The organism is Jeotgalibacillus haloalkalitolerans (genome assembly GCF_034427455.1).
Classification (GTDB): Bacteria; Bacillota; Bacilli; order Bacillales; family Jeotgalibacillaceae; genus Jeotgalibacillus; species Jeotgalibacillus haloalkalitolerans.
Genome location: NZ_JAXQNN010000001.1, coordinates 998,260 through 1,025,145 on the forward strand (window position 1 = coordinate 998,260; position 26,886 = coordinate 1,025,145).

General features: G+C 44.5%; 23 protein-coding genes. 21 read left to right on the forward strand and 2 right to left on the reverse strand.

Annotated features, from left to right (window positions below; translation table 11 throughout):
- Positions 1-267: 267 nt before the first annotated feature.
- The 16 genes from secA to UFB30_RS04685 all read left to right on the forward strand — a co-directional run bounded on the left by secA (position 268) and on the right by UFB30_RS04685 (position 21,926).
- A complete protein-coding gene (gene secA, locus UFB30_RS04610) occupies positions 268-2,775 on the forward strand; it encodes a preprotein translocase subunit SecA (protein ID WP_322420500.1) in 2,508 nt (835 codons plus the stop codon).
- A 478-nt stretch (positions 2,776-3,253) separates the two neighbouring features.
- Positions 3,254-4,358 (forward strand): peptide chain release factor 2 gene (gene prfB, locus UFB30_RS04615; RefSeq protein WP_343217557.1). Its coding sequence is split into 2 segments (ribosomal slippage): positions 3,254-3,325 and positions 3,327-4,358, totalling 1,104 coding nucleotides; the frame shifts between segments, so codons are not numbered across the junction.
- 303 nt (positions 4,359-4,661) lie between these two features.
- Entirely contained in the window at positions 4,662-5,531 is an 870-nt protein-coding gene (locus UFB30_RS04620) for a YitT family protein (RefSeq protein ID WP_322420502.1), read from the forward strand.
- Positions 5,532-5,584: 53 nt separating this feature from the next.
- A complete protein-coding gene (gene cccB / locus UFB30_RS04625) occupies positions 5,585-5,905 on the forward strand; it encodes a cytochrome c551 (protein WP_322420503.1) in 321 nt (106 codons plus the stop codon).
- Positions 5,906-6,155: 250 nt separating this feature from the next.
- Positions 6,156-6,842, forward strand: coding sequence for a cell division ATP-binding protein FtsE (gene ftsE, locus UFB30_RS04630; RefSeq protein WP_322420504.1), 687 nt, complete (start codon positions 6,156-6,158; stop codon positions 6,840-6,842).
- Entirely contained in the window at positions 6,832-7,716 is an 885-nt protein-coding gene (gene ftsX, locus UFB30_RS04635) for a permease-like cell division protein FtsX (protein WP_322420505.1), read from the forward strand. The genes ftsE and ftsX overlap by 11 nt, the downstream gene beginning before the upstream one ends.
- 51 nt (positions 7,717-7,767) lie before the next feature.
- Positions 7,768-9,177, forward strand: a complete 1,410-nt coding sequence (locus UFB30_RS04640) for a murein hydrolase activator EnvC family protein (protein ID WP_322420506.1) — start codon at positions 7,768-7,770, stop codon at positions 9,175-9,177.
- 366 nt (positions 9,178-9,543) lie between these two features.
- Complete coding sequence (locus UFB30_RS04645; protein ID WP_322420507.1) at positions 9,544-10,089, forward strand: TlpA family protein disulfide reductase; 546 nt, start codon at positions 9,544-9,546, stop codon at positions 10,087-10,089.
- A 24-nt stretch (positions 10,090-10,113) separates the two neighbouring features.
- Positions 10,114-11,511: a S41 family peptidase gene (locus UFB30_RS04650; RefSeq protein WP_322420508.1), complete on the forward strand. Its 1,398-nt coding sequence runs from the start codon at positions 10,114-10,116 to the stop codon at positions 11,509-11,511.
- Between the two features lie 115 nt (positions 11,512-11,626).
- The gene (locus UFB30_RS04655) at positions 11,627-12,790 is read left to right on the forward strand and encodes a PDZ domain-containing protein (RefSeq protein WP_322420509.1); all 1,164 of its coding nucleotides are present in this window, start codon (positions 11,627-11,629) and stop codon (positions 12,788-12,790) included.
- 329 nt (positions 12,791-13,119) lie between these two features.
- On the forward strand, positions 13,120-13,758 hold the full coding sequence (locus UFB30_RS04660) for an HD domain-containing protein (protein WP_322420510.1): 639 nt from the start codon (positions 13,120-13,122) through the stop codon (positions 13,756-13,758).
- Between the two features lie 31 nt (positions 13,759-13,789).
- Positions 13,790-14,035 carry a CsbA family protein gene (locus UFB30_RS04665; protein WP_041123198.1) on the forward strand — a complete coding sequence of 82 codons (246 nt, stop codon included), beginning with the start codon at positions 13,790-13,792 and terminating at the stop codon, positions 14,033-14,035.
- Between the two features lie 641 nt (positions 14,036-14,676).
- Positions 14,677-16,659, forward strand: coding sequence for an excinuclease ABC subunit UvrB (gene uvrB / locus UFB30_RS04670; protein ID WP_322420511.1), 1,983 nt, complete (start codon positions 14,677-14,679; stop codon positions 16,657-16,659).
- Between the two features lie 7 nt (positions 16,660-16,666).
- A complete protein-coding gene (uvrA, locus tag UFB30_RS04675) occupies positions 16,667-19,549 on the forward strand; it encodes an excinuclease ABC subunit UvrA (protein WP_322420512.1) in 2,883 nt (960 codons plus the stop codon).
- A gap of 328 nt (positions 19,550-19,877) precedes the next feature.
- Positions 19,878-21,140: a DUF4097 family beta strand repeat-containing protein gene (locus UFB30_RS04680; protein ID WP_322420513.1), complete on the forward strand. Its 1,263-nt coding sequence runs from the start codon at positions 19,878-19,880 to the stop codon at positions 21,138-21,140.
- A 522-nt stretch (positions 21,141-21,662) separates the two neighbouring features.
- On the forward strand, positions 21,663-21,926 hold the full coding sequence (locus tag UFB30_RS04685) for a hypothetical protein (RefSeq protein WP_322420514.1): 264 nt from the start codon (positions 21,663-21,665) through the stop codon (positions 21,924-21,926).
- A 46-nt stretch (positions 21,927-21,972) separates the two neighbouring features.
- Here the strand turns inward: UFB30_RS04685 and UFB30_RS04690 are convergent, their stop codons facing one another.
- Entirely contained in the window at positions 21,973-22,629 is a 657-nt protein-coding gene (locus UFB30_RS04690; protein ID WP_322420515.1) for an N-acetylmuramoyl-L-alanine amidase, read from the reverse strand.
- Between the two features lie 175 nt (positions 22,630-22,804).
- Between UFB30_RS04690 and hprK the strand changes: the two genes are divergently transcribed.
- The 5 genes from hprK to UFB30_RS04715 are packed head-to-tail and all read left to right on the forward strand — an operon-like array spanning position 22,805 to position 26,680.
- Positions 22,805-23,740, forward strand: a complete 936-nt coding sequence (gene hprK / locus UFB30_RS04695) for an HPr(Ser) kinase/phosphatase (protein ID WP_322420516.1) — start codon at positions 22,805-22,807, stop codon at positions 23,738-23,740.
- Positions 23,741-23,758: 18 nt separating this feature from the next.
- Positions 23,759-24,589, forward strand: coding sequence for a prolipoprotein diacylglyceryl transferase (gene lgt, locus UFB30_RS04700; RefSeq protein ID WP_322420542.1), 831 nt, complete (start codon positions 23,759-23,761; stop codon positions 24,587-24,589).
- 9 nt (positions 24,590-24,598) lie between these two features.
- Complete coding sequence (locus UFB30_RS04705) at positions 24,599-25,543, forward strand: nucleoside recognition domain-containing protein (RefSeq protein ID WP_322420517.1); 945 nt, start codon at positions 24,599-24,601, stop codon at positions 25,541-25,543.
- Entirely contained in the window at positions 25,527-26,180 is a 654-nt protein-coding gene (gene ppaX / locus UFB30_RS04710; protein ID WP_322420518.1) for a pyrophosphatase PpaX, read from the forward strand. The genes UFB30_RS04705 and ppaX overlap by 17 nt, the downstream gene beginning before the upstream one ends.
- The gene (locus tag UFB30_RS04715) at positions 26,177-26,680 is read left to right on the forward strand and encodes an acyltransferase (RefSeq protein WP_322420519.1); all 504 of its coding nucleotides are present in this window, start codon (positions 26,177-26,179) and stop codon (positions 26,678-26,680) included. The genes ppaX and UFB30_RS04715 overlap by 4 nt, the downstream gene beginning before the upstream one ends.
- A 32-nt stretch (positions 26,681-26,712) precedes the next feature.
- On the opposite strand, the gene UFB30_RS04720 is transcribed toward UFB30_RS04715, so the two are convergent.
- The coding region (locus UFB30_RS04720) for an IS3 family transposase (protein ID WP_322420543.1) at positions 26,713-26,886 on the reverse strand (174 nt) is incomplete at its 5' end.

Sequence of the window (26,886 nt, forward strand, 5' to 3'; positions counted from 1 at the left end):
TGCGGCTTGGAGTTGTCGCGATACACCAGGGAGGTTGCACCATTCCACCGCCAGGATGTCGCAGTTCCCTCTCGACTTGTCTCCATCTCCAACCCAGTCTGCAAGACGCTAACACAATCCCCCCATTTCTTGTATATCCCCCCTGTAAGTGATAAGATAATTAGGTGTATATGTAGGTTTAGCGTAAACGTAACAGGGGTATAATCTCTGTTTGCGATGTGAATAGCAAGGACGGTTTTTCCGCCCGTTATATAAAGGAGCGTTAACATGTCTGGAATTTTGAATAAAATTTTTGATGGTAATAAGCGTGATGTGAAACGTTTTGATAAAGTAGCTGACCAGGTAATGGCAAAAGCGGGCAGCATTGAACAGCTTTCTGATGAGCAGCTGCGCGCAAAAACGGATGAATTCAAACAGCGTTATCAGCAGGGTGAATCACTTGATGATTTGATGCCTGAAGCGTTTGCTGTTGTAAAAGAAGGCGCAAAACGTGTGCTTGGTCTTGATCCATACCGTGTTCAGATGATGGGTGCTGCAGCACTTCACGAAGGTAACATTGCAGAAATGAAAACCGGTGAAGGTAAAACGCTGACGTCTACCATGCCTGTTTATCTAAATGCGATCACTGGTAAAGGAGTGCATGTTGTTACAGTCAACGAATACCTTGCCAGCCGTGATGCTGATGAAATGGGACAGCTTTACAACTTCCTTGGGCTGACGGTCGGATTAAATTTAAATAGCATGGACAAAGATGAGAAGCGTGAAGCTTATTTAGCGGATATCACATACAGCACAAACAATGAGCTTGGCTTTGATTATCTGCGTGATAATATGGTGCTTTATAAAGAGCAGAAGGTTCAGCGTCCGCTGCATTTTGCTGTAATTGATGAAGTTGACTCGATTTTAATTGATGAAGCGAGAACACCGCTGATTATCTCGGGTCAGGCTCAGAAGAACACGCAGCTTTATATTCAGACAAATGCATTTGTACGTAACCTCAGAATTGACGAGGATTACACATATGATGAAAAAACGAAGGGTGTACAGCTGACTGAGGACGGGATTACAAAAGCAGAGAAAGCGTTCCGCATTGATAACCTGTTTGACTATGCGCATGTCACACTGAATCACCATATTAATCAGTCATTAAAAGCACATGCTTCCATGAAACGTGACTTTGATTATGTCGTGGAAGAAGGAAAAGTGGTCATCGTTGACCAGTTTACGGGCCGTCTAATGAAAGGGCGCCGTTACAGTGATGGTCTTCACCAGGCAATTGAAGCGAAAGAAGGTCTTGAGATTCAGAATGAGTCGATGACTATGGCTTCAATTACTTTCCAGAACTACTTCCGCCGTTATGAAAAGCTGTCAGGGATGACCGGTACAGCGAAAACTGAGGAAGAGGAATTCCGCAACATTTATAATATGAGAGTTGTTGTGATCCCGACGAACCGTGAAATCGTGCGTGATGACAAAGCTGATCTGATTTATGCTTCTGTAAAAGGAAAGTATATGGCAGCGATTGAGGATATTGCCGAGCGTCATGGAAAGGGCCAGCCGGTGCTTGTTGGTACAGTGGCGATTGAAACGTCAGAATTGATCGCAAGTGAACTGAAGAAAAAAGGCATTCCGCACAACGTATTGAATGCGAAAAACCATGGCAGTGAAGCACAGATCATTACAGATGCCGGTAAACGCGGAGCAGTTACGATTGCGACGAACATGGCCGGACGTGGTACAGATATCAAGCTTGGTGATGGTGTAAAAGAGCTTGGCGGACTTGCCGTAATTGGTACAGAGCGCCATGAATCACGCCGTATTGATAATCAGCTTCGCGGACGTTCAGGACGTCAGGGAGACCCTGGTGTTACTCAGTTCTATCTTTCAATGGAAGATGACCTGATGCGCCGCTTCGGTTCTGACAATATGAAAAATATGATGTCACGCCTTGGAATGGACGATTCACAGCCAATCCAGAGTAAAATGGTGTCACGTGCAGTAGAGTCTGCACAAAAACGTGTTGAAGGTAACAACTTTGACGCACGTAAGCAGCTTCTGCAGTATGATGATGTTCTTCGTCAGCAGCGTGAAGTCATTTATACAGACCGTGACGAGATTCTTGAATCAGAAAACCTTCGCCACATTGTTGATAAAATGGTTGAATCAACTGTTTACGATGCAGTGGATGCACATGCACCGATGGTTGAAGAGACAAGCAAGTGGGATCTGAAAGGTCTTGAGCACTTCATCTTTGCAAATCTGCTGCCTGAAAATGTGATCACTGCTGAAACGCTTGAAGGTAAATCCAATGACGAGATGAAATCTCTCATCATGGAAGAAGTCACAAAGCGTTATGATGAGCGTGAAGCTGAGCTTGGCGAAAGAATGCGCGAATTTGAAAAAGTCGTTCTTCTCCGCTCACTTGATACGAAATGGATTGACCATATTGATGCAATGGATCAGCTGCGCCAGGGTATTCACCTGCGTGCATACGGTCAGATCGATCCACTGCGTGAGTATCAAAACGAAGGCTTCGCTATGTTCGAAACGATGCAGCAATCTGTAAATGAAGAAGTTACAAAATACGTGATGAAAGCTGAAATCCGCAGCAACATCGAACGCCAGGAAGTTGCAAAAGGCCAGGCAGTCAATCCAAAAGAAGACGGCGGGACAAAGAAAAAAGTCCAGCCGGTACGTAAGGAAAGCAACGTCGGCCGCAACGACCCATGCCCATGCGGCAGCGGTAAGAAATATAAGAACTGTCATGGTGTTTAAGTGAATATATCTCAGTTATAACTGGCTGATGATTGGAGCTCCAGGGGGACGCTTTCCTGGATGAGCCGTTTTCTGGCTCCATTAGACCTCCTCGGCTTCGCCTGTGGGGTCTCAGCTTCCAACTAATCGTCCTGGAGTCGCCCCCTTCCGCACCAATAATCAGCTGTGCAGGTATAAACATTTGTGTTATCAAATTCGTAAACACGTCACCTCTGAACATTCTCAGTCCCTAATAACTGAGTTTTGTCTCAGTGTTTAATGCAGATGAATTTATTGAATGCTTTCAAATATTATAAAGTAAACATAGCTTGTGATTGGAGTGTGGGACGGAGACTCCCGCCCCAGGAAAGGACAGGTGAGATCCCGCAAGGCGCAGCCTGAGGAAGCTCACCGTCCGGGGGCAGGAAAGCGCAGTCCCACACGGAAAGCACAAGCGGTTTTGAAAACAAAAACAACTCAACAATAAGGTGGAACTCAAATGGAATTATCAGATGTAAGAAACGAGCTCGAAAAAACAGCCAGAGTTCTGGCGGACTTCAGGGGGTCTCTTTGACTTAGAAAACAAAGAGGCACGACTAGCTGAAATTGATGAAATCATGGTCGAACCAACTTTCTGGGATGACCAGCAAAAAGCGCAAGGCATCATTAACGAACAAAACGGCTTAAAAGATGTGGTGAACGGTTACCATAACCTTGTGGAAACACAGGAAAACCTTGAAGTCACACATGAGCTTTTAAAAGAAGAGCCGGACGAAGAAATGCACGCTGAAATGGTATCTGAACTTGAAACTTTCCGCAAAACGCTGGATGAATTTGAGCTGCAGCTGCTGTTGAGCGAACCGTATGATAAAAATAATGCGATCCTTGAATTACATCCGGGTGCCGGTGGAACAGAGTCTCAGGACTGGGGTTCAATGCTGCTGCGTATGTATCAGCGCTGGGGAGAAAAGCGTGGCTACAAAGTGGAAACACTTGATTACCTGCCTGGAGATGAAGCGGGAATCAAATCTGTTACGCTTCTATTTAAAGGTCATAACGCGTATGGCTACTTAAAAGCGGAAAAAGGCGTACACCGTCTTGTCCGTATTTCACCGTTTGATTCTTCAGGCCGTCGTCACACGTCGTTTGTGTCATGTGATATCATGCCTGAATTCAATGATGAAATTGAAATCGAGATCCGTACAGAAGACCTGAAAATTGATACGTACCGTGCAAGTGGCGCCGGCGGTCAGCACATTAATACCACTGACTCTGCCGTGCGGATTACGCATATTCCAACCGGCTCTGTTGTATCATGTCAGTCTGAACGTTCACAGATCAAAAACCGTGAATCTGCGATGAAAATGCTGAAATCCAAGCTGTATCAGCTGAAGATTGAAGAGCAGGAGCAAAAGCTTGCCGATATCCGCGGCGAACAAAAAGAGATCGGCTGGGGAAGCCAGATCCGCTCATACGTTTTCCATCCGTATTCAATGGTAAAAGATCACCGAACGAGTACTGAATCAGGTAACGTACAGGGCGTGATGGACGGAGATATTGATCCGTTTATCAATTCTTATCTACGTTCAAGAATCAATAACTAATGAGTGAGATCCGCTGCCTGAGTGCAGCGGATTTTTTTGTGGGTGAATATGACAAAACTATGGTGCGATTGCTACATTCTGAGTGTGAACACCTACAAGCTTCCGGGTGTATCGCTGCACACTGGAGCCCAATTGCTACATCCCGGACTAAAACATCGACAATCAGCCCGCGCACCGCCATATTCAATCAAACCTTATACCCTTCACCGCACTAACGCTCTAGCATGACAATATTCACAGAAATGTCGCTACATGCTATACTCTCTAGCGTTGTAAACTTGTATATAGAAAGGATGACTGTTGATGGGTAAGCAAAATCGCCGTGGTCAGAGTGAGCCGAAACGCTGGCATGGTGCAATTGACTATTTTTATGTGATCATCGGGGCATTATTTGTCGCGATTTCTTTTAATGTATTCCTCCTACCAAATGCGGTGGCATCCGGTGGAACAAGCGGGATCAGTACGATTTTAAACGGATTGTTTGAATGGCGTCCTGCGATTGTGCAGTATGCTTTTAATATTCCACTGTTTATTGCTGGTGTTATTTTACTCGGTAAAAACTTTGGATTGAAGTCGTTTGTGGGAACACTTGCGCTGCCTGGATGGGTATTTTTAACGGAGAATTGGGCACCATGGACAGAGGACCCTTTACTTGGCGCATTATTTGGCGGAATTGGTGTTGGAATTGGTTTAGGAATTGTATTTAGAGGTAAAGCATCTACAGGCGGAACGGATCTGGCTGCGCAGATTATACATAAGTACAGCGGCCTTGGTCTCGGGACGAGTATTGCACTCATTGATGGATTGATTGTGCTCAGTTCAGCAGTTGTCTTCAGTATTGAACAGGGTTTATATGCACTGATCGCGCTTTATGTAACAAGTAAAACGATTGATCTCGTGCAGGTCGGCTGGCAGCGCTCGAAGATGGTTCATATTATTACGAATCGTCAGGAAGAGATCAGTCAGGCTATATTTGATGAAGTGGACAGAGGTGTGACAAAGCTGTCAGCGTATGGAGGATACACAGATCGTGAACGTCCGATTCTCATGTGTGTCATTGATCAGACGGAATTTACAAAACTGAAAAATGTAGTAAAAAAGATCGATCCGAAGGCTTTTGTTATTGTAAATGACGCATCGGAAGTTTTAGGTGAAGGATTTAAAAGAGAGTAAATTGTTATTTTAAGAAAAGATTTGACATAATTTTAAAAACGAGGTGGATATTGATGAAAAAATGGTGGTTAGGTGTGGCGCTGGGATCAGCAGTATTACTGGGTGCATGTGGCGGCGGAGAAGAAGAGGCTGCAGATACCGGCTCTTCAGCTGGAGAAATGGATCCTGAAGAAATTTATATTGGGAACTGCTCAGGCTGTCACGGGGATAATCTTGAAGGTGCAAGCGGTCCAAACCTGCAGGAAGTGGGCTCCAGACTGAGTCAGGATGAAATTCTTCAGGTTATTCAGCAGGGTCAGGGTGGTATGCCTCCTAATATCATTGAAGGTGAAGAAGCAGAAGTCGTGGCAGAATGGCTCTCTGAAAAGCAATAAAATACATTCTTTTTAAAACATCTTTTACCATCACGGTAAAAGATGTTTTTTATATTTCATTAACGAAATGAAACTGTAATATAATTGTCGTTAACAAAATTCGCGTGAATGATATAATGTTCTTGTGCCAAAAATCGACTAGCCTTGATAATTAGCTATTTATTCCTATTATCTTGCGTGTTGAGGGCATGTACACCAGTCAGCCAGAAACAGTCATCATGGAAATTTAAAGATAAGGTGCGTATTTTTAATGATACAAATGAATGAAGTATACAAAAAGTACCCGAACGGTATCATGGCTGCAAACGGTTTTGATGTGAAGATTCAGTCCGGAGAGTTCGTCTATGTAGTCGGACCGAGTGGAGCTGGTAAATCTACATTTATCAAAATGATGTACCGTGAAGAAAAGCCGACAAAAGGTACGATTATGGTGAACGGAATCGATATTGCGAAACTGAAGCGCAAGCGTGTGCCGTATTTACGCAGAAATATCGGGGTTGTATTCCAGGATTTCAAACTCCTGAATAAACTCACCGTCTATGAAAATATTGCTTTTGCTTTAGAGGTAATTGAGGAACAGCCAAAGGTTATCAAACAGAAAGTTATGGAAGTGTTAGATCTGGTTGGATTGAAACACAAAGCCCGCATGATGCCCGATGAGCTTTCCGGAGGGGAACAACAGCGAGTTTCTATCGCACGCTCAATCGTAAATTCACCAAAAGTGGTGATCGCCGATGAGCCGACAGGAAACCTTGATCCGGAGACTTCATGGGAAATTATGAACTTGTTTGAAGAAATTAATTCACGCGGCACAACAATTATTATGGCTACGCATAACCGTGAAATAGTTAACACGATCCGCCACCGTGTCATTGCCATTGAAAATGGTGTAATTGTCCGTGACGAACAGCGGGGGGACTACGGTTATGAAAGCTAGGACGCTAACAAGACACTTCAGGGAAAGCTTCAAGAGTCTTGCGAGAAACGGATGGATGACATTTGCATCTGTCAGTGCAGTAACAGTCACATTATTACTTGTTGGTGTATTCACAGCACTTATGCTGAATATGAATAAAGCCGCAGATGATATAGAAAACGATGTTGAAATGAATGTCTATGTCGAGCTTGAAGCAGACGAGCAGGCAGTTGCATCGTTAGAGCAGGAAATAGAACAGCTCTCCGGAGTTGAATCAATCGATTACTCAACAAAAGAAGAAGAACTATCCGGCCTGATCGACAGCTTTGGTGAGGAGATGGCGTTATTCGAACAGAACAACCCGCTCCGTGATAAGTTTGTTGTAAAAGCTATAGACCCGAGACAAACTGAACGTCTTGCTTCCCAGATCGGCACACTTGAGAATACACACTCTGTCGAATATGGTGAAGGGAAAATCGACAGGCTGTTCAGCATACTTGAAGTCAGCAGAAATGTCGGCGCCGTTTTGATCTTCGGTTTACTGTTTACCGCAATGTTCCTGATTTCAAACACAATTAAGATCACAATTGTTGCGAGAAGAACAGAAATTGAGATTATGAAACTGGTTGGCGCATCTAACTGGTTTGTCAGAATTCCATTTATACTCGAAGGAATCTGGCTTGGTATCATCGGTTCAATCCTGCCGATTGCAGCCGTTTCATTTCTTTACTACAACGTCTATGAATATATGGAACCGCGGCTTGAAGATTCATTTATCCAGATCCTTGAGTTTTCACCGTTTATCTATCAGATTAACGCATTAATTTTACTGATGGGCGTCGTAATTGGCGTATGGGGAAGCTTTATGTCCGTCAGAAAGTTCCTGCGCGTATAACTTAAAGAGAAAAATATAGAGAAATGCTAGATTCGAAGGGAGAACAAATTTGTGAAAAAGTCATTCGTCAGCCTGTCATTGGCAGCAGCACTTATTGCAGGGAGCTTTCCTGTAATCAACACAGCATCTGCTGAGTCATTAGATAGCTTAAAAGAAGAACGTTCATCAATCGAGAGCCAGCGTGAAGAAATCAGCGGTGAGATCAGTACAACAAATAACCGCATTGAAGAGATTGTAGCAGAGCAGGCAAAAGTTACTGATGAAATTAAAAAGCTTGATAGCGAAATTGAAGATACAACTAATAAAATCAATGCAGTTTCAGGTGAAATTGATGAAACAAACGCTCAGATCGAAAAGCTTCGCGGAGAAATTGAAGAGCTGAAGAAAAAGATTGAAGAGCGTACAGCACTGCTTGAAGAGCGTGCACGTGCAATCCAGTTAACAGGCGGTTCAGTGAACTACATTGATGTACTGCTTGGCGCTGAAAACTTCGGAGATTTCATTGACCGGTTCTCAGCAGTAAATACACTCGTAGATGCTGATCGTAAAATCATGGAAGAACAGCAAAGAGATAAAGAATCTCTTGAACAAAAAGAAGCTGAAGTGCAGCAGCAGCTTGAAGAGCTTGAAGCACAAAAAGCAGAGCTTGACGGCTTAAAGGCTGACCTTGATGCTCAAAAAGCTGACAAAGACGCACTAATGGCTGACCTTGAAGCGAAACAGGGTGAACTTGAAGACGAGAAGTCTAAGCTTCAGGAAGAAGACAGTGAACTGAAGGAACTTGCAGCGGACGTTGAAAATCAGATTGTAGCTGAACAGGAACGTCTTGCTGAACTGGCTCGTCAAAAAGAAATTGAGCGTCAGAAAGAACTTGAAAGACAAGCAGAAGCAGAGAGACAGGCTGAAGCTGAAAGACAGGCAGCTGCTGAACAACAGGCAGAAGAGCAGGCTGCATCTTCTCAGACAAGCACTGCAGCAAGCAGCTCAAGTAGCGCAAGCAGTTCTCCACAGCCAAGTGCACCACAAGCCTCAGCTCCGGTTTCTGGAGGTACCTGGACAACACCTGCAAGCGGAAGCATCACAACTGAGTTTGGCTGGGATATTCTAAATGGAAACACGCGTTACCATTATGGAATTGATGTAGCAAACGGTACAGGTTCTGCAATTGTTGCAGCAGCTGATGGTTATGTTGTTAAAGCTGCAGGCGGTGAAAATGGCGGTTATGGTAACATGATCATCATGACACACAGTGTAAACGGACAGACTTTCACAACTGTATATGCTCACCTTAGCAGCATTGCAGTATCAAACAATCAGTTTATCGAAAAAGGCCAGTATATCGGTGGCATGGGTAACACAGGATTCTCATTCGGGTCTCACCTTCACTTTGAGCTTCACGAGGGTGCATGGAACGGATCTAAGTCAAACGCTGTTAACCCGCGTAAATATATCTCATTCTAATCTAGCAGACTCCCAGACTTCGGTTTGGGAGTTTTTATATTTTGGCTTTGTTTAAGGTGGCTGATGATCTCCACTTCAGGGGACGCTTTCCGCGGCCGGGCGGTGAGCCCGCAGGCTTCGCCGTGCTTGGTCTCACCTGTCCCTTCCTGCCACAGGAGTCGCCCCTTACGTTCCAATCACCAGCTGTGCAAAAACAACAATGGACTTTAAAAAAGTATGTATAAAAGTTAAATGATGCTTTTCACGCTTTACTGATAATTCCGTATTCCCCTTAAAAAATTCACATTTCTACTTTCATCTCTAATCGCATCATCCTGTCATGATCCCCAACCTGCTTCATATACTTCCCCGGAGGAGGGACAGTATATGATGGTTCAGAAAATGAGATTGGCCGGGTGGACATTTGCTGTATTGTGTTGTGCGAGCATTTTTTTTCTGATCAGTGCAGAGCCGGTTCCAAGCGAGCCTGTAATGAAACCGGAACTCCAGGATGCACCGGAATTTACACTCATCATGCAGGACGGATCTGAGCTTTCAAAGAAGGATGTCCAGGGAGAGCCGCTCATTCTTAATTTCTGGACAAGCTGGTGCCCGCCATGTATTGAAGAAATGCCTGAACTGAAGACATTTTCATCTGAACATCCTGACATTAAACTGATTGGCGTCAATTTAACAAAAGAAGAATTCAACCTGAAAAATGTGTCAGACTTTATAAAAAAGCACGAAATCACTTTCCCAATCGCACTGGATGAATCCGGCAGCATGCAGCAGGATTTCCGGGTTTTTACGATTCCAATTACAGTGATCATAACCCCTGACGGAAAAATATATGAAACATTTTTTGGACCTGTTACTGCCATTCAGCTTGAAAAGAGCATGGAGGCGCTTCTAAGTGAAACAAATGCTTCATAACGTGTATCAGAGAGGGGGAAGCAGGTGAGAAGAGCACTTATGATCCTGATATGTATGGTACTTGGAGCTGGCGTTTATTACAGTGCAGAGCGGTGGATCGTGAAGAGGGCGCCGGAAGAGGTATCTGTTGAAATGTCCAAAATTGAAAAAGCACAGCAGATGATTCAGGACAGTTATGTTGAAAAGGTGGATGAAAATCTGCTGCTTGACGGTGCGTTAAAAGGAATGGTCGCAGCGCTTGGGGATCCATATTCAGTCTATATGGATGAACAGACCTCAAAGCAGTTCCACGATTCGCTTGATTCATCATTCAGCGGAATTGGTGCAGAAATTACGCAGCAGGAAGGTGAGTTCATCATTGTTGCGCCGCTCAAAGGATCGCCGGCTGAAAAAGCAGGGTTAAAGCCGAATGATGTGATCACGCTTGTAGACAATGAAGAAATTGACGGACTGACAATTTATGATCTGACATCAAAAATCAGAGGCCCTAAAGGCAGCCGCGTGCAGCTTGGTATTAAAAGAGGAGAGGCTGAAAAATCCTTAACCATTAATGTGGTGCGTGATGATATTCCTGTTGAAACGGTTTCCCATCAGCTTTATGAACGTGACGGGGCAAAGGCCGGATACATAGAAATTAAAACGTTCGGTGAGGGGACCGGTAAAGATGTGAAAGCAGCACTTGATGATCTTGAAAAAGAAGACCTGTCCGGATTAATCATTGATGTAAGAGGCAATCCGGGGGGATTACTGTCAAGTGTTGAGGAAGTGCTGGGCAATTTCTTAACAGATAAAAAACCATTTATGTATGTGGAAGAACGCTCAGGAAAACGGGAAGCACTAACCTCGGGATCTAAAGACAAAAAAGAATATCCGATTGTCGTGCTGATTAATGAAGGCAGTGCATCTGCTTCAGAAATTCTTGCAGCTGCGATGTATGAGGTTGAAGGCTATACACTGATTGGTACAAAGTCATTTGGAAAAGGAACCGTTCAGCAGTCACTTGAACTCGGTGACGGCAGCCAGATGAAGCTGACGGTATCAAAGTGGCTGACCCCTGATAAACGCTGGATTCACCGTAAGGGTATTCAGCCAACTTTAGAAGTCGTCCAGCCGGAGATTTTCGAATTATCTCCTGTTCAGTCTTCTATTGTGCTGAAAAAAGGCATGAATGATGAAAGGGTCGCTTCCCTTCAAAGGCTGTTAGATGGTCTCGGATATGAAGTTGACCGGACAGATGGCTACTTCAGTGCACAGACTGAAAAAGCCATTACTGAATTCCAGAAAAAATCCCGCCTGAAAGAAACAGGTGAAGTCAATACTTCTACACTGAAAAAGCTTGAATCGACGCTGGAGCTATACAAAAAGAATCCAAATCATGATCATCAGCTGCAATCAGCAATCGAGTTTATTGCACGCCATTAAACATTTCGCCCGGGGACGGCATAAATACGCTGTCCCCGGGCGAAATTCCTATACTGTGATTCCCTCAGGTCTGATACAATAAATACAAGAATTTGTTATCGACCGGGGGGATCGTATGTTCAATGAATGGTTAAGTGAATTGCCGGGTGCGCTTTTAGGACTGTTAAATCCGGTGCTGCTGATCGGAATCATCGCAGCAATTGTTGCAGGAACTGTAAGATTGAAAAGGGAACGCCGTGATGTCAGAACAGCGGTCAAGCCGTGGTACATAGAATTGCTCAGTTTTTTCGGCGTTTCTTTAGCATTTGGACTTGTGTTGTCAGCAGTGATCAGCGGAGCGGGAATCGTTGTTGATCTCTTCTGGATTTATGCAGTCAGTCTGGCCATGATTCTATTTACAATCATTGGTCAGTTCAGGCTTTTATCTGCAGGCTTTATGTTTCCGCTTGTATTTGTTGCGATTATCGGGCTTGACTACTTTAACGTGACACTACCGGAGCTTGTTCCGGCACTGCCTGATGCTTTTATCGCTGCAGGCATTGTAATGGGATTATTGCTGATTGCTGAAGGGCTGATGATTCAGCTGAATGCTGTCAAACAGACTTCACCAAGGGTAATCAGAACGCCGCGCGGCATGAAGGCAGGCGCATTTTTCACTAAAAGAATCTGGCTGGTACCACTGCTCATCCCGGTTCCAACAGGATTGATTAATGAAGCCGGCTGGTGGCCGCTCATTGGTGCAGGGGATACATTTTCACTTTTCATCTTCCCGGCTGTACTCGGCTATCAGTTAACGGTCGTACATGACCTGCCGAAAAATATTTTAAAATCAAACGGCGCACAGGTTGTGTGGCTTGGCTTCTTATCAGCTGTCATTGCAGCAGGTACACTCTGGGCACCATATCTGATCTTTGTGTCATTCGGAATTGCTTTTGCAGGACGATTATTCATTCTGCTCAAAACACGTGCCGTTTGCAGAAAATCCGGTTATCACTTCCTGAACGGAGATAAAGGCGTCATGATCATTGATGTGCTCCCGGGCACTCCGGCTGCAAAAATGGGACTGATGCGCGGAGAAATGGTTCATAAAGTAAACGGCCTGGTTGTCAGAAACGAACGTGAATTTTATGAAGCGATTCAGAAGAGCCGTGCCCATTGTAAGCTTGAAGTGTTCAACCATGCCGGAGAAGTGCGCTACACGCAGGCAGCTTTGTATGAAGGACAGCATCATCAGCTTGGATGTATTTTAATTGAAGACCGCAAACGTGAAACAGCCTGAGAGATCGGGCTGTTTTTTTTGACTGGCGTTCGGTGGGGCGGGCATGGCTGGGCTGGGTGGTTGAATAAATTAAAAGGTGATTGAATGAACAGGATTGGTGATGGATAAAAGTTGAAAGGTGTAAGAATCAACTTCATGTAAAGCGGCTCAGGCTGAATTAACCATGGAGCTGATTGATAAAAGTAAAAGGTGATAGATTAACGCCAATAGATGAGTGAATAAAATAAATTCCTCCCCGGACCAATCATTCAGCAAAAATTTCACATACAATGTATTGTACTTTACACACTGTGAATGCTACTATTAGCTAAAAATAACGGGGTGAGCTCATGGGGATTCATCATTATTTCAAAAGTCTATCTGATATGGAAAAGCTTTATCGTTGTCCCGGCAAGTTTAAATATAACGAACATACAGTGGCAGCCCATTCATTTAAAGTGACGAAAATTGCGCAGTTTCTCGGCACGGTTGAGGAGCATCACGGGAAGACCGTGAACTGGAAGAATCTTTATGAAAAAGCATTGAATCATGACTATCCTGAAATTTTTACAGGTGATATTAAAACACCTGTAAAGTATGCCTCTTCTGAATTAAACCGACTGTTCAGTGAGGTGGAAGAGGAGATGGCACACCGATTTGTGCAGGCGGAATTTCCTGAAGAGTACCAGTCGATTTATCTTGCGCGTTTTAAAGAAGGGAAGGATCGCACACTTGAAGGCAATATCCTGTCTGTTGCGGATAAAATTGATCTGCTGTACGAATCGTTCGGCGAAATTCAAAAAGGAAATCCTGAGCCGATCTTCCTTGAAATCTATCAGGAAGCATTATCCACGATTCTTAAATTCAGTGAGATGAAAAGCGTTGAATTCTTTTTAGAGGAAGTATTGCCTGATATGCTGGCTGAAAAGTTTATTCCTCATTCAGAACTGAGCAAAATCACACAAAATCTTATTGCAGCATCAAAATGAGTTCAGTATGATGGAATCGTGAGGTGATGAAATGGGCACAAAAATTCTGATGGCCATGTTTCTTCCAGCATTATTAGTTGTTTTATTTACCCGTATCACTTACAGCCGCACGATCGCAATGCTGCTGACGATCGCACTGATTGCCGGCTCATCTTATAAAGGATACACAGGAAGCTGGTACGTTATCATCGTTGACGCCGCCTCCCTGACACTTGGCCTCTGGTACGCCAACCGTTATATGAAAAAGTACACAGATAAACAGCGCGGAATCGCTTAGATTCCGCGCTGTTTTTTAATGCGGGATCCGGCTGAGCTGTTACCGTTCCAGCCCGGGCTGCAAAATCCGACTTAGGCTTGTAGCGATTTCTGCCCGAGATGTAGCAATTTGTTTTCAGCTTGTAGCGATACACCCGGGATTTTGTAGCAATCCACCCGTCAGTGTGTAGCAATCGCACACTTTTGTTGTCGTATTCACATGCCACAGTTGTTATGCCACACCCTCCTGATGCCTTTAAGAAACTAAAAGCTAAGCGCATGCAGGACATGGTGCAGTGGTAGGCTGAAGTTGTCGCTGTTTCGGCCCGGGATGTAGCAATCAGCCCCAAGCTTGTAGCGATACACCCGGGAACCTGTAGCAATCCCCCTCCAGGATGTAGCAATCGCAGACTTTTGACGTCACATCCACCGCCATAGTATCGCCATCCTCATGAACAAGTTTCTTATCTCCTCAACCACCTCCCGTAACTGCTCAAAACACATTTTGAGAATGTATGTTCGCTTTTTGCTGTTATTTTTTATCTCATGGTGGTAAACTAGTTGAGACAATTAATTTGCCTAAAACCCTGTTTCGTTTCATCATAAAGGGTATGAATATAGAAGAAGCTTTTTTCGGAAAGATTTATAGGAGGCGTTAGATAAATGGTGCAGGAATTTGATTTGCAGTCAAAATATCAGCCGGCGGGGGATCAGCCTGCTGCAATTAAGAAGCTTGTAGAGGGCGTTGAAAAACAGAAGCGGCATCAGACTTTGCTGGGTGCGACAGGTACAGGTAAGACCTTTACGGTTTCAAATGTTGTACAGGAAGTAAAGCGGCCAACGCTGGTCATTGCCCATAATAAAACGCTTGCCGGACAGCTGTATAGTGAGTTCAAAGAGTTTTTCCCGAACAACGCTGTAGAGTATTTTGTCAGCTATTACGATTACTACCAGCCTGAAGCCTATGTGCCTCAGACTGATACGTTTATAGAAAAAGACGCAAGTATCAATGATGAAATTGATAAGCTGCGACACTCAGCGACATCTTCACTGTTTGAGCGTGATGATGTCATCATCATTTCATCTGTTTCATGTATTTACGGTTTAGGTTCTCCGGAAGAATATAAAGAACTCGTGGTTTCACTCCGTGTTGGAATGGAAATTGAGCGCAATCAGCTGCTCAGAAGACTGGTTGATATTCAGTATGAACGAAATGATATTGCCTTTACCCGGGGTACATTCCGTGTGCGCGGTGATGTCGTTGAAATTTTCCCGGCTAAAAATGATGAGCACTGTATCCGCGTTGAATTTTTCGGAGACGAAATTGACCGGATCAGAATGGTTGATGCTCTTACCGGTGAAATCCTTGGTGACCGCGACCATGTAGCAGTATTTCCGGCTTCCCACTTCGTAACACGTGAAGAAAAAATGCGTGTTGCGATTGAAAATATTGAAAAAGAACTGGAAGAACAGCTGAAGATTCTCAAGGAAGAAGATAAGCTGCTTGAAGCGCAGCGTCTTGAACAACGTACGCGCTATGACCTTGAGATGATGAGGGAAATGGGCTTCTGTTCAGGGATCGAGAACTACTCGAGACACCTGACGCTGCGTGAAGCAGGCGCTACACCTTATACACTGCTGGACTATTTCCCGGACGACTTTTTACTGGTGATTGATGAGTCGCACGTTACGCTACCTCAGATCCGCGGGATGTATAACGGTGACCAGGCGCGTAAGAAGGTGCTTGTTGATCACGGATTCCGTCTGCCTTCAGCGATGGATAACCGCCCATTAAAGTTTGAGGAATTTGAAAAGCACGTGCATAATGCGATTTATGTATCAGCAACACCGGGCCCTTATGAGATGGAGCATACAGATGAAATGGTTGAGCAGATTATCCGTCCGACAGGGCTGCTTGATCCAACCGTTGAAATCCGTCCAAGTGAAGGTCAGATTGATGATCTGCTCGGTGAAATCCAGGACCGGATTGCGAAAAATGAGCGTACACTGATTACGACACTGACGAAAAAAATGTCTGAAGATCTGACTGACTATCTGAAAGAGATCGGCATCAAGGTTCAATATCTTCATTCAGAAGTAAAAACACTTGAGCGAATTGAGATTATAAGAGATCTCCGGATTGGTAAGTATGATGTATTAATCGGAATCAACCTTTTAAGAGAAGGGCTTGATATTCCTGAAGTGTCACTGATTACGATTTTGGATGCAGATAAAGAAGGCTTCCTGCGTTCTGACCGTTCATTGATTCAGACAATCGGCCGTGCTGCCCGAAACTCAAACGGTCATGTTATTTTATATGCTGATAAAGTCACGGATTCCATGCAGCGCGCAATGGATGAGACGGCAAGAAGACGTGAGAAGCAGATTGCTTATAATGAAGAACACGGCATTACGCCGGTTACGATTAATAAAGAGATCCGTGATGTCATCAGAGCCACTCACGCTGTTGAAGAAGCAGAAGAATATGTATCACCTGCTGAACAGATGAAGAAGATGTCTAAGCCGGAACGCGCGAAAGTCATTGAGTCAATGGAAATTGAAATGAAGGAAGCGGCACGTGCGCTTGATTTCGAAAAAGCGGCTGAATTGCGCGACCTCATTTTAGAACTGAAAGCGGAAGGATGACCTGACAATGGGTAAAGATCAGATTATTATACAGGGCGCCCGCGCTCATAATCTTAAAAATATTGATATAAAAATTCCACGTGACAAGCTAGTGGTGATGACGGGTCTTTCCGGATCAGGTAAATCATCACTTGCGTTTGACACGATTTATGCGGAAGGGCAGAGACGATATGTTGAATCACTCTCTGCTTATGCAAGACAATTCCTTGGTCAGATGGATAAGCCCGATGTGGATACAATTGAAGGATTATCCCCGGCGATTTCGATTGATCAGAAAACAACCAGCAGAAACCCGAGATCAACTGTTGGAACCGTTACGGAAATTTATGATTACCTTAGACTGTTATTTGCACGTGTCGGGAGACCGGTTTGTCCGGATCACGGCATTGAAATCACGTCACAGACAGTTGAACAGATGGTGGACCGTATTTACGAATATCCTGAACGCACTAAGCTTCAGGTTCTTGCACCACTTGTATCAGGGCGCAAAGGAACGCATGCTAAAATTCTTGAAGATGTTAAAAAGCAGGGATATGTCCGCGTTCGTGTAAATGGCGAAATGATGGATGTCGGTGATGAAATTGAGCTCGATAAGAATAAAAAACATTCTATTGAAGTGATCATTGACCGGATTGTGGTAAAAGAAGGCGCTGAATCAAGACTGGCTGACTCTCTTGAAGCTGCCCTGAAGCTTGGTGACGGCAATGTCATTGTAGACGTCATTGGTGAAGAGGAAATTAAATTTAATGAACATCACGCGTGTCCGATTTGTGGCTTTTCAATTGAAGAGCTTGAGCCGCGTATGTTTTCATTTAACTCGCCATTTGGCGCATGTCCGGATTGTGATGGACTGGGAACAAAGCTTGAAGTTGACCTTGATCTTGTGATCCCTGACTGGAACCTTACATTGAATGACCATGCGATCGCACCATGGGAGCCGACAAGCTCACAGTATTATCCATCTATGCTGAAAGCGGTCTGCAAGCACTACGATATTGATATGGATATTCCGGTAAAAGATATTCCAAAGAAAAAAATGGAGAAGATTCTAAAGGGCTCAGGCCGTGACAAGATTTATTTCCGTTATGAAAATGACTTTGGTCAGGTACGGGAAAATAAAATTAACTTTGAGGGCGTACTCAAAAACGTTGAAAGACGTTACCGCGAGACAAGCTCGGATTATATCCGTGAACAGATGCAGAAATATATGGCGCAGCATCACTGTCCGACTTGTGAAGGTCATCGTCTGAAGCGTGAAAGCCTTGCTGTGAAAGTACAGGATCTTCATATTGGACATGTCACTTCATTTTCAATTGAAGAAGCAAAAGAATTTTTTAATCGTGTGGAACTGACTGAAAAAGAGATGCAGATTGCCAGACTTATTTTAAGAGAAATCAATGAGCGTTTAACGTTCCTTGTGAATGTTGGACTGGACTATTTAACGCTAAGCCGTGCGGCCGGAACACTTTCAGGTGGGGAAGCGCAGCGAATCAGGCTGGCAACACAGATTGGTTCTCAACTGACCGGTGTTCTTTATATTCTGGATGAGCCATCTATCGGTCTGCACCAGCGCGATAACGACCGTCTGATTGATACCCTGAAAAATATGCGTGATATCGGCAATACGCTGATCGTCGTTGAACATGATGAAGATACAATGCTTGCGGCAGACTATCTGATTGATGTCGGTCCCGGAGCAGGCGTTCACGGCGGTGAAATTGTTGCAGCCGGGACACCGAAACAGGTCATGAAAAGCACAAAGTCTCTGACTGGACAGTATTTATCAGGAAAGAAATTTATTCCGCTGCCTGCTGAACGAAGAAAGCCTGATAAGAAAAGACAGCTTGAAATTAAAGGTGCAAAAGAGAATAACCTGAAGGAAGTGGATGTGAAGATTCCACTTGGCGTCTTTACCTCTGTCACAGGTGTATCAGGTTCGGGTAAAAGTACGCTGATCAACAGCATTCTGCACAAGTCACTTGCCCAGAAGCTTCACCGTTCCAAGGTAAAGCCTGGTGAGCATAAGGAAATTAAAGGAATCGACCACCTTGAAAAAGTCATCGATATTGACCAGTCACCAATCGGCAGAACGCCAAGGTCAAATCCGGCGACTTACACAGGTGTATTCGATAATATTCGTGATGTATTTGCGACCACCAATGAAGCAAAAGTGCGTGGCTATAAAAAAGGCCGCTTCAGCTTCAATGTTAAAGGTGGCCGTTGTGAAGCGTGCCGCGGTGACGGGATTATTAAAATCGAAATGCACTTCCTGCCGGATGTGTATGTGCCATGTGAAGTCTGTCATGGTAAACGTTACAACCGTGAGACGCTTGAAGTAAAATATAAAGGAAAGAATATCGCAGACGTTCTTGAGATGACAGTAGAAGACGGTCTTTCATTTTTTGAAAACATTCCAAAAATCAGCCGTAAGCTGCAAACGATTGTAGATGTAGGACTTGGTTATATCACGCTTGGACAGCCTGCAACAACACTTTCCGGAGGGGAGGCCCAGCGTGTAAAGCTTGCTTCTGAACTGCATAGACGCTCAAATGGTAAGTCGATGTATATTCTTGATGAACCGACAACCGGTCTGCATGTGGATGACATTTCACGCCTGCTGAATGTATTGCAGCGTTTAGTTGATAATGGTGATACAGTGCTGATTATTGAGCATAACCTCGACATTATTAAAGCGTCAGACTATATTATCGACCTTGGTCCTGAAGGTGGAGACCGGGGTGGAACAATCCTTGCCTGCGGAACTCCGGAAAAGATCGCTGAAGTAAAAGAATCGTATACAGGAAGCTACCTGAAGCCGGTTCTCGAACGGGATCGCAGCCGGATGGAAGAAAAGATGGCTGAGCGTACTGGAGAAAAAGTCAACGCTTAAAATCGTCCCCGAGCTTTAGAACAATATCAGTCCTGAGACTGGTGGTCCGTTCCTGTTTTTCTGTCATGCTTAAATCAAATGAAACTTTTATTTGATTAAGCCGTATGAATACTAATTACCTTTTGAATTGAGCGGAGCGGAAGGCGGCGACTCCGGGACGAGTAGCGGGACAGCTGAGACCCCGCAGACGCGAAGCGTTGAGGAGGTCTAATGGAGCCACAAAACGGCTCATCCAGGAAAGCGTCCGTCTGAAGTGTAGCTCAATGGTTACTGGTGCACGTTCAAAAACTGTAGAGGCAATTTCAAACCAGAGGAGAGTGTCAAATACATGGAAAACGAACGCAAGAGAATATTAAGTATGGTAGAAAAGGGAACGATCACAGCCACGGAAGCACTAACGTTACTGGAAGCACTTGAAAAAGACGGTTCCAAGTCAACGGAGCATACAACATCTTCTGCTCATCAGGAAACAACGTATGAACAGCAGAGCCGCTCATCTCATAAAACATTCAGCGAGTCTCACAGTGAAGCCGGCAGCGGACAAGGCAGTCAGCAGAAAAAAGAATTCCCGTTTAATCTCGATGAAATGATCAATGATCTTTTCGGTACAATCGAGAAAAAAGCAACGGAATTCAAAACTGAGCAAAATAAGAAAACTGCCCGTCAGCAGCAGAAAGACAAGCTGACAGATTTCGTTCAGACTGCATTTGAAAAGGTTAAAGGACTGAATCTTGAATTCAACATGGGACCATCACTCGAATTCAAGCATGTGTTTGAGTCTGAAAAAGCAGAGCTGATCGACATTGAAGCGAGCATTTCAAACGGTAAGCTTACAATCCGTCCATGGGATGAAGACTTTGTCAGAGCTGAATGTAATGTGAAGGTATTCAGATCAGATGATGAATTTAAAGCAAAGCAACAGCTGAAGGATTCAGTTATTTTTAACACGAACTTCAAAAAACTGCGTTTTGTATCAGACTTGAAAATGATGAGCCTTGACACAGTACTTTACGTGCCTAAAGCGAGCTACGAAAGATGGGATATCCGCCTGTTCAATGGTAAGTTCCAGTCTGAAGGCGGCAATGTCAATAAAGTAAAAGTCCGTACAGCGAACGGAAAAATTGAGCTGTCTAATATGCTGATTGAAAAAGCTGAGCTTGAAACAGCTAACGGCGGCATCAACGTGGAAAACACACGTGCAGATCTGATTGAAGCAGAGTCAGTAAATGGCAAGGTAAATGTAGAGGGCGCACTTGATGAAATCGATGCGCAGTCTGTAAATGGAAAGATCGTCTGCAGTACGTCAAGTTCTTCTGCGCGACGTATCGAAGCCAAGTCGCTTGCAGGTCCGATTGAAATCAATGTACCTGACACCGTTTCGCTTGATGGGACACTCAGAACCAACTTCGGAAAGCTGAAGGTGGATTTTCATGAGATGGATCATTTAGAAGAGCGCGAGGAAATGATGCAGCGCAGACTGAATTTCAGAAAAGACCGCGAAGGCGCATCAAAGCTCTATATCACTGCTGATGCAAAAACCGGAGCAGTCACTGTCAAATCTTATTCTAAAAACAATGAAACGAACGCTTAAATCATTCGTCTAATCAGATGACCAGGAATCACTAATATAAAAAAGACAGCCTGATGCGCGTCCCCCCAGACAAGCGCATCAGGCTGTTTTGTTTATCACATGGGGAACAGTTATTTGTAGCAATCTTGTTCTGAGTTGTAGCAATTGAAGTCCGGTATGTAGCGATACACCCGGAGACTTGTAGCAATCAACCTGGCATCCGGTAGTAATCCACCGCTATCTATGACATATTCACTCAAAAAGTCACTGCACCACACCCTCTTCATGCCTTTAAGAAACCAAAAGACTGTTTCCCAAGTGCATGAAGTTCATGTTGGCGCCGTTGACTGTCGCACGGTTGCCAGCGATGTATCGATACACCCGGGTTGAACGCTGTATATGCACTCGCGACTGTCACATCTACACCACTGACCGTTGTATTCACCAAGTCCACAAAACCATCAGCTCTCTAAATAACCAAAAATGTTTCCGAGTCCCCACTTCATGGTATAGTACAATAAATACATAAGGCGGGTGAGGCAGATGGAGACGTTTATTAACCGGATCATGTGGTTTGGTTTCAGTACGGTTGGTGCAGCATTTCTTGGGACAGGCGTATTGTTTGTGGTGCTGGCGCTGATCACGATGAATGCTGATATTATGGGCTTTTTTAAATGGATTTTGCTAATTTTCCATTGGGGTGTCGGAGGTATCAGTCTGCTGATTTCAGTGGCGATCCTGGCGATTGGTCTGAAATTACGTTTTTCTTCAGGAAAACAGAATTCGGAAGTATCGAGTGCAAATTAAAAAGACGTCAGGGGTATGAATCCCCGGACGTCTTTTTAATTTTGTTCTACGATTTTATCATTGCTTCAAATCCTGCTTTCTTGAGTGCTGCTGCCTGCTTTTCCGCGTTTTCTTTTTTGGAAAATGCCCCGGTTTGAACAAAATAGGTGGCAGCTGATTTTCCAAGGTGCGCTAATATACCGGCGGCAATCGCTTCTCCACAGGCTTTGCGATACCTTTCACTTGCAAGCAGCTGCTTCTCCTCACGATTGGTCATAAACCCGCATTCCACCAGTACAGACGGCATTTTTGTTTCGCGAAGCACGTGAAAGTCCGCTGTTTTTACGCCTCTGTCAGGTCTTTTCGTACTTTTAATCACATGCTGATGAATGGTTTGTGCAAGTTTTTTCTCTTCATCTGAGTGGAGCGGATGAATATAGGTTTCGATTCCCTGCACCCCGTTCCAGATGGATCCGCCGAATGCGTTTGCGTGGATGGAAACGTAGAGGTCGGCCCGGCCGTTATTAGCCAGATCTGTTCTTGCTGAGAGTGATACATCCGTGTCATCCCGGTGCGGTGTTAAAACGGTGATGCCTGCCTGAAGCAATACTTTTTTCGCTGCGAGTGCTGCCGCTTTGTTAAATGCGTATTCGTTCATTCCGTCAGGGCTTCGTTTTCCAGGTGTGTTGTAGCTGTGTCCTGCATCAATACATACAATTGGCATGATTATTCTCCTTTAATCAATGGATTGTGAACGCTGAATCCTGCATTCGCTTAACAGATCGTCGCGATATAACAAATCAGACACCTTTTCAAAAATGTTTCGGTTTTCTAATGTAGTGCTTCATTTTTCAAAGTGCTACAATAGACTGTATGTGAGAGAAGCAGGGAGGTTCATGATGGCTAAAGTAACGACGAATGAAATTATTGAGAAGTTCAAAATGGAGCTTGTGAGCGGGGAGGAAGGAATTCACCGCCCGATCACAACAAGTGATATTTCGAGACCGGGTCTGGAGATGGCAGGTTATTTCAGCTATTATCCTGCTGAGCGGATTCAGCTGCTCGGACGGACGGAGATGTCTTTTTATGAGCTGCTGTCGACGGATGAGAAGAAGGACCGGATGAGACAGTTATGTACAGATAATACGCCTGGTATTATTCTGTCTCGTGATATTGAGGTGCCAAAGGAATTGATTGAGGCTTCTGAGCTGAGTCAGGTGCCTGTCATGAGAACACCTGTCAAGACGACACGTTTTTCAAGTCGTCTGACAAACTTTTTAGAAAGCAAGCTTGCCCCGACCACTGCGCTGCATGGCGTGCTTGTGGATATTTACGGTGTGGGTGTTTTAATTACGGGTAAAAGCGGTGTCGGTAAAAGTGAAACGGCTCTTGAGCTTGTGAAGCGTGGACATCGTCTGGTGGCGGATGACAGTGTTGAAATTCGCCAGGAGGATACTGATACGTTAATCGGTTCTTCACCTGAGCTGATTGAGCACTTATTAGAGATCAGAGGACTTGGCATTATTAATGTCATGACGCTTTTCGGGGCTGGTGCAGTACGCAGTCATAAGCGGGTGACACTTGTGATTGACCTTGAGATCTGGGATAAGACAAAGCAATACGATCGTCTTGGTCTGGATGAAGAGACGATGAGAATTATTGATACGGATCTGACAAAAATTACGCTGCCGGTTAGACCTGGTCGAAACCTGGCTGTCATTATTGAAGTAGCTGCGATGAATTTCCGTCTGAAAAGAATGGGAATGAATGCAGCAGAGCAATTTTCAAACCGTCTGAATGACATTATTGTTGACGGGGACCATGACGATATTTAATCAGGAGGCTACATTATGATGTTATTAACAGCCCAGCCGATCGATCCGGTTGCTTTCAGCTTCGGACCGCTCAGTGTGGCGTGGTATGGACTGATTATCGGAACTGGCATTGTACTTGGTTACCTGCTTGCGAATCGTGAAGCAGACAGACTTGGTATGCCAAAGGATATGTTTGCTGACCTTTTGATCTGGGCAGTGCCGATTGCGATTATCAGTGCGAGAATTTATTATGTGATTTTTCAGTGGGATTATTTTTCCCAGAATCCCGGGGAAATTGTTGCGATCTGGAACGGCGGGATTGCCATTCACGGCGCGCTGATCGGTTCAGTGGCAACCGGATTTGTTTTTGCGAAACGAAAAGGTCTTTCATTCTGGAAGATTGTTGATATTGCAGCACCAAGTATTATCTTAGGACAGATGCTTGGGCGATGGGGGAACTTTATTAACCAGGAAGCGCACGGTGGCGAAGTGTCACGCAGTTTTCTGGAAGGATTAATGATTCCGGAGTGGATCATTAATCAGATGTACATTGAAGTAAACGGAAGCTTTGCCTATTACCATCCGACATTTTTATATGAATCTGTCTGGAATTTTATTGGCTTAATCCTTTTACTTTTACTGCGGAAAGTAAATCCGCTCAGAGGAGAAATCTTTTTAAGCTATGTGATCTGGTATTCAATCGGCCGTGCGTTTGTAGAAGGGCTGCGAACTGACAGTCTGATGCTGACTGAAACGATCCGTGTGGCACAGGCCATTTCAATTCTGTTAGTGATCGTTGCAGTCGGTCTGATTCTTTATCGGAGATTTGGGCAGGGGATTAAAACGCGTTACGCTGATAAACGAAATTAGGTGAATGGAATGACTCAACAGACGTTCAAAGACGGCTTAAAGGCAGGTCTGAATACAACGTGGACACTCGGGAAAATTATTTTTCCGATTACATTTATCATTACGGTTCTTCAGTTTACACCTGTATTGCCGTTTATCACGGAACTGATTGCACCGTTTATGGGGCTGTTTGGTCTCAGTGGTGAGGCAGCGGTTCCGCTCGTTTTAGGGAATCTGTTAAATTTATATGCCGGAATCGCCGGGATTTTATCGCTGGAAATGACGGTTAAAGAAGTATTTATCATAGCAGTCATGCTTTCTTTTTCTCACAACCTGTTAATAGAAACAGGTGTTGCGCTGAAGGTGGGCGTGAAGCTGTGGGTGATTCTGCTTGTGAGACTTGGACTTGCATTCACTTCTGCAATCGTGATTAATCTTGTATGGAGCGGCGGAGGAGAAATTGCGCAGTATGGCATGGTGCCTGTCAGTGAGCCGGATGTGAGCGGATGGGGTTCAATCATCCTGCTCGGACTGGAAAAAGCAGCATTTGGTATTTTACAGCTTGCGATGATCGTGATTCCACTGATGATTGTGATTCAAATTATGCGTGATCTGAAATGGCTTGATGTATTTTCACGCTGGATGGCGCCGGTTACACGAGGCCTTGGTATGCGGGAAAATACATCAATGACACTGGTTGCAGGTCTGACGATCGGACTTGCGTACGGTGCAGGCGTCATGATTAAAGCAGTGCAGGAGGACGGCGTCAGTAAAAAGGATGCAACACTCGCCTTTATTTTCCTCGTCGCCTGTCACGCAATTGTTGAGGATACCTTAATCTTTATTCCACTGGGGATTCCAATCCTGCCGCTGTTATTGATTCGCGTGATCACTGCGATTCTGCTGACGATTACGGTTGCAGCGATCTGGAACCGTGCGGAGAGGAGAGAACCAAGCTATGAACAAACGCATTGATACTGTGCTGTTTGATCTGGACGGCACGTTAATTAACACAAATGAATTAATCATTTCATCATTTATGCATGTCATGGATCATTATTATCCGGGTGAATACAGCCGGGAAGATGTCCTGCAGTTTATGGGACCGCCCCTGGTTGAATCATTCCAGGCGCTCAACCCTGAAAAGACTGAGGAAATGGTCGACTTTTACAGAGCCTATAATTTAAAAGTGCATGATGAACTCGTTACACCATTTGAAGGCGTTGATGAGACGGTAAAGGAATTGTATGATCGCGGGATCAAAATGGCGATCGTCTCCACTAAACGTCATGACATGGTCGTAAGAGGATTAAAGCTGATGAATCTTGATCAGTATTTTGATGTCGTCATTGGTCTCGATGATGTAGAGCACGCAAAGCCACATCCTGAACCACTTTATAAAGCGCTCGAAGCACTTGGCTCAACAGCGGATCAGGCGATTATGGTTGGTGATAACCACCATGATATTGAAGGCGGTCAGAACGCAGGAACGAGAACTGCCGGTGTGGCCTGGACTTCTAAAGGTAAAGCGCATCTTGAGACTTATAAGCCTGACTTTATGCTTGAAGAAATGAGTGATTTACTGAAAGTGATTGAGGAGAGCGGCTCATGAGAAGGACAAAGCGTTATCCTGTAGAAGGATCGAATTCGCTTTGGCAGCTCTATAAAACCGTTTCTTTTTTTAAAGTGGCACGTAACTTTGCCGTGCTGCAAACTGCGCGGTATACGCCGTTTTTCAGCGTGAAGAACTGGATGTACCGCAGGCTTCTCGGGATGAATGTAGGAGAAAAAACCGCATTTGCACTGATGGTCATGCCGGATACACTTTATCCTGAAATGATTAAGGTAGGACGCAATACGATTATCGGCTATAATTCCACGATTTTAGCACACGAATATCTGGTGGAGGAATACAGGCTTGGGGAAGTCGTGATCGGTGACAACGTTATGATAGGTGCGAACTCAACTGTGTTGCCAGGTGTCGTCATTGGAGACGGGGCAGTGATATCAGCTGCGACACTCGTTCACCGTGATGTACCTGCCGGCGCATTTGCCGGTGGAAATCCGATGCAGATCATAAAAATGCCCGAACAAAAAGAGCAGAAGGACTAATGAACTGCACCCAAAAAGTTAGACACAAAATATTAGGCAGCCTGCTGGGCAAGAATTCGGTATTGTACCGGACTCTTGCCTTTTAATTTTGCCTTAATACGATCGTGGTTGTAATAATAAATATACTTCTCTAATTCCTGTCTGAAGTGCTCCATACTCTCAAATTCTTCTAAATAAAGTAGCTCACTCTTTAATAAGCCAAAGAA

What these genes read in the sequence shown, in the direction of transcription:
- secA (WP_322420500.1), top strand. Translation starts at nt 268, where the DNA reads ATGTCTGGAATTTTGAATAAAATTTTTGATGGTAATAAGCGTGATGTG.
- UFB30_RS04620 (WP_322420502.1), top strand. Translation starts at nt 4,662, where the DNA reads ATGGGTAAGCAAAATCGCCGTGGTCAGAGTGAGCCGAAACGCTGGCAT.
- cccB (WP_322420503.1), top strand. Translation starts at nt 5,585, where the DNA reads ATGAAAAAATGGTGGTTAGGTGTGGCGCTGGGATCAGCAGTATTACTG.
- ftsE (WP_322420504.1), top strand. Translation starts at nt 6,156, where the DNA reads ATGATACAAATGAATGAAGTATACAAAAAGTACCCGAACGGTATCATG.
- ftsX (WP_322420505.1), top strand. Translation starts at nt 6,832, where the DNA reads ATGAAAGCTAGGACGCTAACAAGACACTTCAGGGAAAGCTTCAAGAGT.
- UFB30_RS04645 (WP_322420507.1), top strand. Translation starts at nt 9,544, where the DNA reads ATGATGGTTCAGAAAATGAGATTGGCCGGGTGGACATTTGCTGTATTG.
- UFB30_RS04655 (WP_322420509.1), top strand. Translation starts at nt 11,627, where the DNA reads ATGTTCAATGAATGGTTAAGTGAATTGCCGGGTGCGCTTTTAGGACTG.
- UFB30_RS04660 (WP_322420510.1), top strand. Translation starts at nt 13,120, where the DNA reads ATGGGGATTCATCATTATTTCAAAAGTCTATCTGATATGGAAAAGCTT.
- UFB30_RS04665 (WP_041123198.1), top strand. Translation starts at nt 13,790, where the DNA reads ATGGGCACAAAAATTCTGATGGCCATGTTTCTTCCAGCATTATTAGTT.
- uvrB (WP_322420511.1), top strand. Translation starts at nt 14,677, where the DNA reads ATGGTGCAGGAATTTGATTTGCAGTCAAAATATCAGCCGGCGGGGGAT.
- uvrA (WP_322420512.1), top strand. Translation starts at nt 16,667, where the DNA reads ATGGGTAAAGATCAGATTATTATACAGGGCGCCCGCGCTCATAATCTT.
- UFB30_RS04680 (WP_322420513.1), top strand. Translation starts at nt 19,878, where the DNA reads ATGGAAAACGAACGCAAGAGAATATTAAGTATGGTAGAAAAGGGAACG.
- UFB30_RS04685 (WP_322420514.1), top strand. Translation starts at nt 21,663, where the DNA reads ATGGAGACGTTTATTAACCGGATCATGTGGTTTGGTTTCAGTACGGTT.
- UFB30_RS04690 (WP_322420515.1), bottom strand. Translation starts at nt 22,629, where the DNA reads ATGCCAATTGTATGTATTGATGCAGGACACAGCTACAACACACCTGGA.
- hprK (WP_322420516.1), top strand. Translation starts at nt 22,805, where the DNA reads ATGGCTAAAGTAACGACGAATGAAATTATTGAGAAGTTCAAAATGGAG.
- lgt (WP_322420542.1), top strand. Translation starts at nt 23,759, where the DNA reads ATGTTATTAACAGCCCAGCCGATCGATCCGGTTGCTTTCAGCTTCGGA.
- UFB30_RS04705 (WP_322420517.1), top strand. Translation starts at nt 24,599, where the DNA reads ATGACTCAACAGACGTTCAAAGACGGCTTAAAGGCAGGTCTGAATACA.
- ppaX (WP_322420518.1), top strand. Translation starts at nt 25,527, where the DNA reads ATGAACAAACGCATTGATACTGTGCTGTTTGATCTGGACGGCACGTTA.
- UFB30_RS04715 (WP_322420519.1), top strand. Translation starts at nt 26,177, where the DNA reads ATGAGAAGGACAAAGCGTTATCCTGTAGAAGGATCGAATTCGCTTTGG.